Source organism: Streptomyces sp. NPDC051218 (assembly GCF_044455475.1).
In the GTDB taxonomy this organism is placed as follows: Bacteria; Actinomycetota; Actinomycetes; order Streptomycetales; family Streptomycetaceae; genus Streptomyces.
In genome coordinates this window covers 461,660-474,450 of record NZ_JBITEU010000007.1, presented here as the reverse complement: position 1 = coordinate 474,450, position 12,791 = coordinate 461,660, and the positions used below count along the sequence as shown (strand labels likewise).

8 protein-coding genes are annotated in these 12,791 nt (G+C 68.5%); 3 read left to right on the top strand and 5 right to left on the bottom strand.

The genetic code is table 11. From position 1 onward, the window contains the following. Positions 1–47: 47 nt before the first annotated feature. A complete protein-coding gene (locus ACIBCK_RS23405) occupies positions 48–1,292 on the bottom strand; it encodes a cytochrome P450 (RefSeq protein ID WP_399393099.1) in 1,245 nt (414 codons plus the stop codon). A 379-nt stretch (positions 1,293–1,671) separates the two neighbouring features. On the opposite strand from ACIBCK_RS23405, the gene ACIBCK_RS23400 reads away from it, so the two are divergent. After that, a complete protein-coding gene (locus ACIBCK_RS23400; protein ID WP_399393097.1) occupies positions 1,672–2,868 on the top strand; it encodes a cytochrome P450 in 1,197 nt (398 codons plus the stop codon). Between the two features lie 88 nt (positions 2,869–2,956). Here the strand turns inward: ACIBCK_RS23400 and ACIBCK_RS23395 are convergent, their stop codons facing one another. The 3 genes from ACIBCK_RS23395 to ACIBCK_RS23385 all read right to left on the bottom strand — a co-directional run bounded on the left by ACIBCK_RS23395 (position 2,957) and on the right by ACIBCK_RS23385 (position 5,888). Next, positions 2,957–4,066: a DegT/DnrJ/EryC1/StrS family aminotransferase gene (locus ACIBCK_RS23395; RefSeq protein WP_399393095.1), complete on the bottom strand. Its 1,110-nt coding sequence runs from the start codon at positions 4,064–4,066 to the stop codon at positions 2,957–2,959. Between the two features lie 75 nt (positions 4,067–4,141). Beyond that, a complete protein-coding gene (locus ACIBCK_RS23390) occupies positions 4,142–5,398 on the bottom strand; it encodes an activator-dependent family glycosyltransferase (RefSeq protein WP_399393093.1) in 1,257 nt (418 codons plus the stop codon). Positions 5,399–5,654: 256 nt separating this feature from the next. After that, positions 5,655–5,888, bottom strand: coding sequence for a hypothetical protein (locus ACIBCK_RS23385; protein WP_399393091.1), 234 nt, complete (start codon positions 5,886–5,888; stop codon positions 5,655–5,657). Between ACIBCK_RS23385 and ACIBCK_RS23380 the strand changes: the two genes are divergently transcribed. Then, a complete protein-coding gene (locus tag ACIBCK_RS23380; protein WP_399393089.1) occupies positions 5,887–7,671 on the top strand; it encodes a fatty acyl-AMP ligase in 1,785 nt (594 codons plus the stop codon). The genes ACIBCK_RS23385 and ACIBCK_RS23380 overlap by 2 nt on opposite strands. A gap of 43 nt (positions 7,672–7,714) precedes the next feature. Here ACIBCK_RS23380 and ACIBCK_RS23375 read toward each other — a convergent pair whose 3' ends face one another. Further along, a complete protein-coding gene (locus tag ACIBCK_RS23375; RefSeq protein WP_399393087.1) occupies positions 7,715–9,313 on the bottom strand; it encodes an acyl-CoA carboxylase subunit beta in 1,599 nt (532 codons plus the stop codon). 600 nt (positions 9,314–9,913) lie between these two features. Here ACIBCK_RS23375 and ACIBCK_RS23370 point away from each other — a divergent pair. Then, a complete protein-coding gene (locus tag ACIBCK_RS23370; protein WP_399393085.1) occupies positions 9,914–12,784 on the top strand; it encodes an AAA family ATPase in 2,871 nt (956 codons plus the stop codon). Positions 12,785–12,791: the final 7 nt, after the last annotated feature.

Sequence of the window (12,791 nt, the reverse complement as noted above, 5' to 3'; positions counted from 1 at the left end):
TCTCGCGTCACCGCCGCGCGCGGTCCGCGCCACGGCCGCTGTCGTACTCAGCGCAGGTCGACGGGGAACTGGAGCATCCCGCGGACGATGAAGGATCCGCGCCTGCGCACCGGCCCGGCCCTGCGGATCCCGGGCACCCGGGCGGCGAGGGCAGCCAGCGCGGTCTCCGCCTCCATACGGGCCAGCGCGGCGCCGAGGCAGAAGTGGATACCCGCCGAGAAGGCCAGGTTCTCCGGTCCCGGGTCCCGTGTGATGTCGAACTTTCCGGGGTCGGGATAGACCTCTGGGTCCCGGTTGGCCCCGCCCGCGCAGATCGCGACCTCGTCGCCCGCGGCGATCGACTCGCCCTCCAGCTGGAGTTCGGTGTGCGCGATCCGGCGGTACTGCTGCACCGACGGGTCGTAGCGCAGTGTCTCGCGAACGACGGCGGCTGCCAGCGACGGGTCGGCGACGAGCATGTCCCACTGCTCGGGGTGTTCGAGGAGGGCCAGCAGCCCGTTGCCGATCAGGTTGACGGTGGTCTCGGTGCCGGCCAGCGGCAGGAACATGCACAGCGGGACCATCTCGTCCATGGTCATGCGACCGCTCTCGACCGCCGGGAGCAGGTCGCTGATCAAGTCCTCGCGCGGGTCGGCCCGCCGCTCGGCGATGATCTCCTGGAACATCACCGTCATCTCCGCGATGGCCCCCACCACGCCCCGCGCGGCCGGGACGGTGGCCACGCCGTCGAGCAAGTAGGCCATGCGGCGGCTGAGCCGGAAGAACAACTGCCGGTGGTGGGGCGGGATGCCGACCAGATCGCCGATCACCCGCAGCGGGAGCTGCTGGGCGAAGGCCCGCATGAAGTTGACCTGACCGCGCCCCGCCAGCATCTCGTCGATCAGCTCGTCGGTGAACCGCTCGACATGCGGCTGCCAGTGCGCGAGCCGGCGCGGGTTCAGCGAGGGTGTGGCGAGCTTGCGCAGCCGCGAGTGGTCGGGCGGGTCAAGTCCGAGCATCGAGTTGTCGAACGGCATGAACTCGGGAGGTTTCTCCCCTTCCGGCGTACGGACACCGAAGCGCCGGTCCCTCAGGATCTGGTTGGCGACGCGGTGACTGGTCGTCGTCCAGACACCGACCGCGCTGCGGTGGAGCGTCCCCCGCTCGCGAACCTGCTCGTAGAGCGGATAGGGATCGTCCGGAACCAGCAAGATCGAGGCGTACGGGTCGCCGCCCGCAGCCGCGGTGCGCAGGGCTCCCTGCACCACGGTCGCCTGGTAGTGCGCCCTGCGCTCCGCCTCAAGTTCCGACATGCCGTCCACCCCACCGCGCGTCGAGCAGCCCGTCTGCACCGGCCGTCACACTACGAGCGGACGTCCCCCTAGCCTCAACCCCTAACCGACGCGTGGTGCGCCCGGCCAACTCCCGTGCGTGGCGGGCAGTTTGGACCCAGCAGAGGCGTCCCGCGATACCGACCGTCAGGACTTCGGCCGACAACTTTAGGGGTTCTCCGCGTCTCGGCAGCCCGCATAGCCTGTGGGGCATACATCGGCTGGCGAAATAAGGGTGGCGACATGACGCCCCCGGAGCCAATGTCTTTATCCGCGTCGGCCATTGGCTCTGACAAGAGACAGGCACGCGGGCCTCTCGCCCCGCAAACACGGCAACCACCGACGTAGAGGGATGGACGGCATGAGCGTTCTCTACGACCCGAACGATCCCGCCCTTGCCGCCGACAGGTTCGCCTACTACAAGCGGCTGCGCGAGACCGATCCGGTACACCAGATCGCCACGGGTTACTGGCTGCTCACCCGGTACGACGACGTCGAAGCGCTGCTGCGTTCACCGCACTCCTCCAGCGCCTTCCCCAAGGAACCGGGCTGGGCGATGAGCCGGGGCGGGCCGACCTGCCCGGCGATGCGCAGTGTCAGCAAGTGGCTGCTGCTGCAGGACGGAGCCGAGCACCGTCGGCTGCGCAAGCTGATCGCGCGGGTGTTCACGCCGCGCTACATCGACCGTCTGCGGCCACGGATCGGGGAGATCGTCGACGGCCTGCTCGACGACATGGGCGAGGGCGAGGTCGACCTGATACGGGACCTGGCACTGCCTATGCCTGTCGCGGTGGTCGGGGAGTTGCTGGGGATTCCCGTCGAGGACCGCGCACGGTGCCGTGACTGGACCGACAAGGTGGGTTACATCCTGGACCCCGATGTGACGCCCCGCCGACGCATCGCCATGAACAAGGCGGAGCCGGAGTTCCGCGGGTACCTGCTGGATCTGATGGCCTCCCGACGCGACGCCGACCCGGACCACGACCTGCTGTCGGTGTTGATGACGGCGGAGGACAACGAGCAGCTCACCGAGGAGGAGGTCGTCGCCAACATCCTCCTCATCTTCAACGCGGGTCACGAGACGACGGTCAACCTGATCGGCAACGGCATGTTGGCCCTGCTGCGACAGCCCGATGCGCTGGAGGCGCTGCGGGCGGACCCGGGGCTGATGTCGACGGCCGTGGATGAACTGTCCCGGTTCGACCCGCCGGTGACCCTGTCCAGCAGGATCGCCACCGCGGAGATGGAGTTCGGCGGCAAGCTCATCCCGCCGGGTTCCCATGTGATCGGGTTCCTGGACGCCGCCGGCCGGGACCCGGAACGCTATCCCGACCCCGACCGCCTGGATCTGGCCCGCACCGAGCCGAAAACGCTGGCGTTCAGCGCCGGTCCGCACTTCTGCCTGGGCGCGGTGCTGGGGCGCCTGGAGGCGGCCACCGTGTTCTCGAAACTGCTGGAGCGGTATTCGAAGATCGAGCTGCTTCGCGAGGACCTGCCGATCAACAAGCACTTCAACCTGCACGGGCTGCTGGAGCTCCCACTGCGGCTCTCCCGCTGAGCACCCACTCCGCCGCGTGCCCAACTTTCTTTAACACAAAGGAAGTTGGGCGCGCAGAGCCGTCCGGTTAGCACCGGCGGCGCCCGTATCAGACGGTGCGCAGCGCCTCGCGCAAGGCCGCGATCACCTTGTCCTGCTGTTCCTCGGAGAGCGACGGGTACATCGGCAGGGAGAAGATCTCGTCCGCCAGCGCCTCGGTGACGGGCAGCGAGCCCTTGGCCTGGTTCAGGTGGGCGAAACCGTCCATGGTGTGCACCGGCCTGCGGTAACTCACACCAAGGTGAATGCCTTGGGGCTGAAGGGCCTCGATGATCGCGTCGCGCCGGGGGTGCCGTACCACGTAGAGGTAGTAGACGTGGTCGTTGCCGGGTGTCACCGCGGGCAGGACCAGGTCGGTGTCGGCCAGCGCCTCGGCGTAGCGGGCCGCGATGCGGCGGCGGGCCTCGATGTATCCGTCGAGCCGCCGCAGCTTGCGGCGCAGGATCTCGGCGTGAACCTCGTCGAGGCGGGAGTTGTGGCCTGGAGTCCGGACGACGCAGCGCTGCTCCTCCATGCCGTAGTAGCGGAGACTGCGCAACGCGGCGTCGGTGCCGGCATCGTCGGTGACCACCGCACCTGCGTCACCGTAGGCGCCGAGGACTTTCGTCGGGTAGAAGGAGAACGCCGCGGCCCTGCCGGTGGTGCCGGCCAGCCGGCCGTTCTGCCGGGCACCGTGCGACTGGGCGCAGTCCTCAAGGATCACCAGGCCGTGCCGGGTGGCGAGTTCCTCCAACGAGGGGAGTTCGACGCACTGACCGTAGAGGTGAACGGGCAGCAGGCAGCGGGTGCGAGGGGTGATCGCGGCCTCGACCTGGGCGGTGTCCATCAGGTAGTCGCTCTCGCGCACATCGACGAGGACGGGGGTGGCCCCGACCTGGTCGATGGCGATGACAGTGGGCGCGGCCGTGTTGGAAACAGTGATCACCTCGTCGCCCGGTCCCACGCCCGAGGCGCGCAGCGCGAGGACGAGGGCGTTGGTGCCGTTGTCGACGCCGACGCCGTGCGCAAGGCCGTGGTAGGCGGCGAACTCCTCCTCGAAGCCACTGACGGAGGGCCCGAGTATCAGTTGTCCGGAGCGGAACACCTGGTCGACAGCGTCGAGGATGTCCTCACGCTCCGCCTCGTACTCGGCGAGGTAGTCCCATACGCGCGTGGTCATGACCGTTCCCTTCCTTCCGGTCGGCCTGGAAGCGTCCGCCCTCCTTCGAGTGCGCGCCGTGAGACTGCGGACCCCTCAGCCGGTGGTCTTGTGGCGGGCGGTGAGCTCCTCGAGGACCGGGACGACCTCGTTGGGTGAGGGCGCGGCGAGTACGTCCTTGCGGAGTGCGGCGGCTCCCTCGCGGAACGCCGGATCCTCCAACAGCCGCACCAGGGAGTCACGCACCCGCTCGGGGCTGACCTGATCCAGCGACACCGAGAGGCCCGCGCCGGACTGCTCCAGGAGGTCCCCGCGGACCACGGTGTCCCAGAGGCCTGGCAGGATCATCTGGGGGACGCCGTAGTAGGCGGCGGTGGACTGCACACCCGCGCCGCCGATGTGAATGACGGCCGAGCAGGTGGGCAGCAGGGCGTGCATGGGCACGAAGTCCACGATGGTGGCGTTCTCCGGTGCCATGTCCACCGACTCTCCCGGCCCCGGCCGCAGCGTGGCGATCAGCTCGATGTCCAGCCCGGCGAACGCCTGAAGGGCGCTGATGCCGAACATGTCGAACCCGAAGTAGCTGCGGACCGAGATACCGGCGGTCACGGCGACGCGGGGTTTGGCGGGCTCGACAGCCAGCCACTCGGCCAGCTCCGCCTGCCCGTTGTATGGCACATACCGCACACTGACCACGGACAGACCGTTGTCGATCCGGTGGCTGGGCGGGTTGGGGTCGATCGTCCACTGCCCGTTGGCCACGGTCTCGTCATACGCGGCGCCGTGCCGGGCGAGGGACTCGGTGAGCCAGTCCCGCAGGGGGTCCACCCGCTGGTCCTCGGGACGCTCGGCGAGCCGGGCCAGGAAGTCGTTGCGGGAGCGGGTGACCACATCCGCCCCCCACAGCATGCGGGCGTGTGCGGCGCCGGTGACCTGGGCGGCGACGGCGCCGGCCCAGGTGAACTGCTCCCACACGATCAAGTCGGGCTTCCACGACCGGGAGTACGCGACCAGCGCGTCGAGGAACTCGTCGTTGTTGACGGTGCGGAAGTACCGCGTAGTGGTCTCGTCGAAGAACCGCAGGAGTTCGTCGTGCCCCAGGTCCGCGGAATGTGTCACGGCCTCGGCGACCCGGGCCGGCCAGCCTTCGTCCTGGTTGGCCTCCATGACCTGCTTCCACCGGTGGTCGGACCCCAGCGGAACCGCCGTGAGCCCAGCCTCGGTGACGGCCCCCGCCATGTCCGGCTGGGTGGCGATCCGGACCTCGTGGCCTGCTGTTCGCAGTGCCCAGGCGAGCGGCACCATGCTGAAAAAGTGCGTCTTCTCCGCGTGCGCGACGAAGAGTATGCGCATTGTCGTCCTCCAGGCGGGCCCGCCGACGGAAACAGTTCGGACTCGTTCCTTATGCTCGGTTCACGCTGAGAACCTATGGACTGGTGCGAACGAGGAACAACCCCTACCTCCCCTAAACCTGACCGGAGCCACCCCAGTAGGACGCCGGGGCTGCGCCATTCAACATAGGGGTGATCACGAAAGGGACAGAGAGGCGGCCGACGTACGCTTCTGGCATTCTCTTGGAGTCACGGAACTCCACGCCATCGATCTCTTATCATTCGCGCTCCCGCTGAAGCGCACCGGATGACCGGAGAATCCTGGGCGGAAGCGATGCGCAATCGCCGATAAGAGGGATTTCGTCGTCGCAGGACGAGGTGCGGCCGATCCGGAGAAATGCGATCCCGTATTCATCGGCGTGACCGAAAGTCAGGTTGAGCAACTCCGCGCCGAACAGGAATTGTCCCGGGCTCACCCGGGGAGCCCCGGACAACAAGGAGACCTGCCCCATGGCCACCGTTCTCGATGGCGTCCGCTCGGGCGACGAGACACCGACACTGCCCGAACTGCTGCGCCTGCGCGGTGAGCGGCAACCCGACGACACCGCCTACGTCTTCCTGCACAACGGTGAGGACCCCCGGGAGTCCCTCACCTACGGCGAGCTTGCCGAAGCGGTGGACCTCCGGGCCCGGTTGTTCGGTGCCCGGGGCATGAGCGGGCAGAGCGCCGTGCTCATGTATCCGTCGGGGCTGGAGTTCGTCCGTACCCTCCTGGGGTGCATGGGGGCCAAGGTGGCCGCGGCGCCCGTCCAGGCGCCGCGCCACCTCAAGGACGTGGAGCGCATCCGCCGCATCGCGCAGGACGCCGGCGCCACGACCGTGCTCACCGAAACCTCGGTCAGGCGCGAGCTGGAGGACCGGTTCGGGGACCTTGAGGACCTGCTGGGCCTCGCGGTCCTCGACACGGCCGAACTCGCCGCGGCAGGAAGCGACGTGATGACGTCGGTCGGGTCGGGTCCCGCCCCCGGTCGGGATGACGTGGCCCTGCTCCAGTACACCTCGGGCTCCACCGGCGACCCCAAAGGTGTCGTGGTCACCCACGCCAACTTCCTCGCCAACGTCGCCGAGACGGATGCCCTGTGGCCGTGCGCGCCCGACGGCACAGTCGTCAACTGGCTGCCCCTCTTCCACGACATGGGAATGCTGTTCGGCGTCGTCATGCCGCTGTGGGCCGGTATCCCCTCGTACCTGATGACACCCGCCGCCTTCATCCGCAGGCCCGCCCGTTGGCTGGAGGCGATAGCCCGGTTCCGCGGTACCCACTCCGCGGCGCCCAGCTTCGCGTACGAACTGTGCGCGCGGATGGCGGCGGAGGGGAAGGCCGGCGGGGTCGGTGACCTCTCCTCGTGGCGCGTGGCGGCCAACGGCGCCGAACCCGTGCGCTGGCATGCGATCACGGACTTCACCGAGGTGTTCGCCCCGCACGGCTTCCGGCCCGAAGCCATGTGCCCGGGCTACGGGCTCGCCGAGAACACCCTCAAGGTCACCGGCGGCGACCAGGACCGCGAACCCACGGCCGTATGGCTGTCCGCGAGGGCGCTGAGGGAAGGCCGGGCGGAGATCGTCGATGCGCGGACACCCGGCGCCGTCCCGGTCACCAGCAGCGGTCGCACCGTCCCGGGCACCGAGGTGCGGATCGTCGATCCCGGCACGTTGCGCGCCTGTCCGCCGGACGTCATCGGCGAGATCTGGGTCACCGGGCCGTGTGTGGCGGCGGAGTACAGGGGGCGTCCGAAAGCGAGCGCGGAGACCTTCCGCGCACGGATGAGGGACGCCGACGGAGGCCCCGGGGACGGGCCCTACCTGCGCACCGGGGACCTGGGCTTCCTGCACGCCGGTGAACTGCACGTCGCCGGCCGCTTCAAGGACGTGATCATCTACCAGGGCCGCAACTACTACCCCCAGGACGTCGAACTGTCCGCGGAGAAGTCCGCGGACGGCCTGCACCCCAACTGCGCCGTGGCGTTCGCCGTCGAACGCGACGAGAAGGAACGCCTCGTGGTCGTCGTCGAGGCCGACGGCCGGACGGTGCGGGCCCAGGGCACGGAGAGCCTGCGTGAACGGATCGTCCGCGCTGTCCACGACCACCACCGCCTGACGGCCGATACGGTCCTCCTCGTCCGCAGGGGCGCGATACCGAAGACCTCCAGCGGCAAAGTGCAACGCCGCGCCTGCCGCAGGCTGTACGAGGAGGGCGAACTGGCCGACCTCGCCGCTCCGTCGCCGGGCCGGTGATGAGCGGCCCTACGAACGGGCGTGGCCGGCACGACGAACGGCGTCACAACGGAATGTTTCCGTGCTTGCGTTCCGGGCGCGCCTGCCGCTTGTTCCGCAGGCTCGCCAGCGCCCTGGCGACCTCGGCCCGGGTGCGGGAGGGCTGGATGACCATGTCGACGTAGCCGTGTGCGGCAGCCTCGTAGGGGTTGCCGAATCTGCGACGGTAGTCATCGATGAGGTTGTCCTTGACGGCCGCGCGCTCCTCGGGCGGGACGGCGGCCAGCTCGCGGCGGTGCAGGATGGGCACGGCGCTCCCGGCGCCCATCACGGCGATCTCGGCGGTGGGCCAGGCCATCACGCGGTCGGCGCCTATCTGCCGTGAACCCATCACCGCATACCCGCCGCCGTAGGCCTTGCGGGTGATGACGGTGACCTTGGGGACCGTGGACTCGGCGTAGGCGTAGAAGAGTTTGATGCCGCGGCGGATGATGCCCTGGTGCTCCTGCCCGACGCCAGGCAGGTATCCGGGAACGTCCATGAAGGTGAGGACGGGGATGTTGAAGGCATCACAGAAGCGGATGAAACGGGCAGCCTTCTCGGATGCGTCGATGTCCAGCACGCCGGCCAGGTGACTTGGCTGGTTGGCGACGACGGCCACCGAGTGCCCCTCGATCCGGCCGAGCGCGCAGATGATGTTGCGCGCGAAGTCCGGGTGGATCTCGAGGTAGTCGCCGTCGTCGAGGACCGCGGTGATGACGTCGGCCATGTCGTACGACTGCTGCTCGCTGTCGGGGATGACGGTGTCGAGGGACAGGTCTCCCTCGGTGATGCCGGGGTCGCAGTCGTGGTCGTAGACCGGGCCGGTGTCCAGGTTGTTGGACGGCAGGTAGCCGAGGAGGGTCTGAACCCAGGAGATGGCGTCCTGCTCGTCGTCGCCGACGTAGTGCGCGTTGCCGGAGACCTCGGCGTGGACGGTGGGGCCGCCGAGTTGCTCGGACGTCACCTGTTCGCCCATGACGGCGGAGACGACCTCAGGGCCAGTGACGAACATGTAGGAGATGTCCTTGACCATGACCGTGAAATCGGTCATGGCCGGCGAGTAGACCGAACCGCCCGCGCAGGGGCCCATGATGAGCGAGATCTGCGGGATCACACCGGAGGAATGAACGTTGCGGACGCCCAGCTCGGTGTAGTAGGCGATGGACATCACGCCTTCCTGGATGCGGGCGCCTCCGGAGTCGTTGATCCCGATGACGGGGCAGCCGACGCTCATGGCGAAGTCGTAGATCTTCATGACCTTGCTGCCGAAGGCCTCGCCCATGCTGCCGCCGAGGGTGGAGAAGTCGTGGGAAAAGACGCACACTTGGCGTCCGTCGATGGTGCCGTGGCCGGTCACCACCCCGTCGCCGTAGGGGCGTGGAATGCCTGCGTCGGCGGTCCGGTGACGCACGAACTCGTCGAGCTCGACGAACGAGCCGGGGTCGAGCAGCAGGTCGATGCGTGCGCGGGCGGTGAGCTTCCCCTTGATGTGCTGCCGGTCCGCGGCCTTCTTCTCGGCGAGGACGACGGCTTCCTCGTGCCGGGCGGCCAGATCTGCGATGCGGTCAGCCGTGGACGTGGGCAACCCTTCGACCGGTGAGACAGGCTCCTGGAGCGACATACCAGCCCTACCTTCCAAACACGACGACCCTGCCTCCGATCTTCCTGGAAGCAGGCCACCGGCATCACCCCTAATCGCCCGCCCGCGCCCCTAGACCCACTGACCGCCGATCGTGCCCACATCGCTGTCCGCGTACGGGAGTTGAGCTCGCGGCCGTGCTCGGCCCGCCCGTTACAACGTCGCCAAGAGGGTCAAACGCGCCGAATCGAACAAAGAACACCAGGCTGCCGCAAGTTGAACGCCAAGCTGAGTTGACATGGATACGCAGCTCGCCGGCAGCGGGCAACGTGTCTACCAGGGGTTTCTCGGCTTGCTCCATCACCTCGTCGAAAAGTCGTCATGGGCTCAGTCATGTTTCAGTCATGTTTTAGTCAAGAAGCCGTTGTGGCGCGGCGGGTACCTGTGAAAGATTCTCAAACACTTGTCCTCGTCGAGGGCGAGTGCGTTCGAAGCAGCTTGGAAAGGCCACCCCACACGTGGCCTAGGGGGTTACCCCTGCACGTGCTCAAACACGTGTGAACGGGGGCGGTACGGAGGCTGTGCCGGCCAGTGCTTGGCGATCCCCATTCGGAACTGCTAACGGGGAGGCAGACGCCAGTCATGCTGGTCCAGCGAGACGAACAACTGACTCAATTACATTGGGCTTTCCATGCCTGCGAGAAGCACGGACACGGACAAGTAGCGCTGGTTACCGGCGCTGTGGGCAGCGGTAAAACTCAGGTGCTCGAGACCTTCGGGGAGTGGGCTGCCACCGCCGGTGGGCAAGTGCTGAGTGCCGCCGGGTCACGGGCCGAGCAGGGACTCCAATTCGGAGTGCTCGGACAACTTCTGCACAGCGCGCGGCTCCAACCAGAAGAAATCCAGCAGGTCGAGGAGCTCATACGCGAGGTCGCGCTGTCGGTACCCACGGCGGAGGCCAAAAGCGACGCGGCGGCCGAGGTCTTAACAGCGGACGGACTCTGGGAGCCGCTACTGCGGACCACCTTCGACACGTTCCTGACACTGGCCAACCAAGGGCCCCTGGTACTGGCGGTCGACGACCTCCAGCACACGGACACCGCCTCGCTGCACGGTCTGCTGTATGTCACCCGCAGACTGAGAAACGCCCGCATCATGGTGCTGCTGTCGGAGGCGACAACGCTTCGTCCGGCGCATCCGCTGTTCCACGCGGAGCTGCGTAGCCTGCCCCGCTTCACCCGCGTCACCCTTCCGCCCCTCACCGTCGACTCCGTCTCCCGGCTGCTCGGCCACGATGTCGGGGCGAAGGACGTACGCGAGGAGGCCAGCCGGTTTCTGCAGGTGACCGGCGGCAATCCGCTGCTCACCCAGGCGCTGGTCGACGAGCAGGCCAACCGCGAGACGGACAGCGCCCCCGCGACCGGATCGAGGGTCGGCGACACGTTCGACCGGGCCGTGCTCAGCTGCCTCTACCGTCACGAGCCGGGCGTACGCCGAGTGGCTCAGGCGCTCGCGGTGCTGAACCGCCCGGCATCGCAGGAGCTGCTCGGTCAACTACTCGACGTCCTGCCCGACTCCACCGTGCCCGCCGTCCGCGCCCTTCAGGGCGCGGGGCTCGTCCACGCCGACCAGCTGCGCCATCCGCGGATACTGCATTCGGTGCGTTCCGACATGCCGGCCGAGGAACGGCGGTGGTTACACCAGCGGGCGGCCGAGGTGCTGCACGAGAACGGTGCGGAGGCGAGCGTGGTCGCCGAGCATCTGGTGTCATCCGCGTGGGCCGACGGCGCGTGGGTGGTGCCCGTCCTCAGGGACGCCGCTGCGCAGGCGCTGTCCTCCGGCCGCCCCGACCACGCCGCCGCGTGTCTACGCCTGGGCGGTCGAGCCGAAACCGACAAGGACCGGCGCAACTCGCTGATGGCGATGCTGATCACCGCTCGCTGGCAGGTCAATCCCCTGGCCGTGACCGGTCAGGTGAGTCAGTTGGTGGAAGAGGCGCGGACCGACGAGTCGTCTCATTCCATGGCCGTGTCCGCGGTGCCGTATCTGCTGTGGCAAGGACGGGCGGAGGAGGCGGCCGATGCGATCAGCGGCTGTGACACGGACGACCATGGCCCCGCGTCGAACGAACTGCGACTGACCCGCTTACTGATCGCGCTGTCCCATCCGGACTACCTGGGGGCGGTTCGGGAGAACCCGAGCTCCTGGACGGGGGCCGCGACGGCGCCGCACTCTGTCAGTCCGCAGCTGCAGGCCGTGTCGGTGCTCGGCAGCGCGCTGATGCCGACCGGCGGTGTGGACACCGTGGCCGCCGCGGAGCAGTTGCTGGAGCGGCATCATCTGGACAGCGGCTCCCTGGGTCTGTTGACCGCCCCCCTCCTGGCGTTGCTCTGCACGGGCCGCTCCGACCGGGTCACGGTCTGGGGCGAACGGCTGCTCGCCCGCCCAGGCGTCCAGCACCCACCGGCCTGGCGGGGTGTCGTACGGGCGATCCACGCGGAAGCGACGTTGCGCCTGGGAGACCTGGACGCGGCGGAGCGGGGCGCGCGGTTGGCGCTGGAGGATCTGCCCGCGCCGGCGTGGGGCGTGGCCGTCGGTGGTCCGCTGGGCACGCTCATCACCTGCACGACCGAGAGTGGCCGGCTGTTCGAGGCCGACCGTTGGCTGTCGCAGCCGGTAGCGCCCGGCGTCTTCCGCACTCCGGTGGGCGCGCACTATCTGATCGCCCGGAGCCGACAGCATTTGGCCATGGGGCGGCACCAGGCGGCCTCCGCCGATCTGCACCGGTGCGGTGAGTTGGTCCGTTCCTGGGGCATCGACGTAGCCGGACTGGTTCCGTGGCGCCTGGAGCTGGCTCGAGTGCACTTCAGCCTCGGCAACAGAACGCACGCCGCGCAGCTGCTGCATGAGCAGCTGCGGGTGGCCCATGGGCTGGACGATCGTACCCGGGGCCGGGCGCTGCGGCTGCTCGCTTCCACGGCCGCGCCGGATCACCGGCGCAAGCTGCTGTCCAAGGCGGTGACCGTGTTGCAGTCGTGCAGCGACCAACAGGAGCTGGCCCGGGCCCTGTCCGACACGAGTCAGGCGCTCCAACAGGCCGGTGGCTCCACACGGGCCCGGCTGTTCGTACATCGCGCCAACCGGCTGGCACAGAGCTCGGGCAGGGCGCCGGAGCTGCCGCAGCAGAGGGAGCGGCGGAGCGCGCCCAGCGGCGCGGCATCGACGGCGGTTTCGCCCTCGGATTCGCTGTCGGACTCGCTTTCGGATTCGCCTTCGGATTCGCCTTCGGACGACTTCGATGCGCGGGATCAGGACAGGCTGCTGAGCGAGGCGGAGCGCCGGGTCGCGGTACTGGCGGCCCGGGGGCGTACCAACCGGCAGATCTCCAACGAGCTCTACATCACGGTGAGCACGGTGGAGCAGCACCTCACCCGGGTGTACCGGAAGCTGGACGTCAAGAGCCGCACGGACCTGCCGAACCGGCTCATGGCTCTCGCCGAGCCGATGGCGTAGGTCGGCC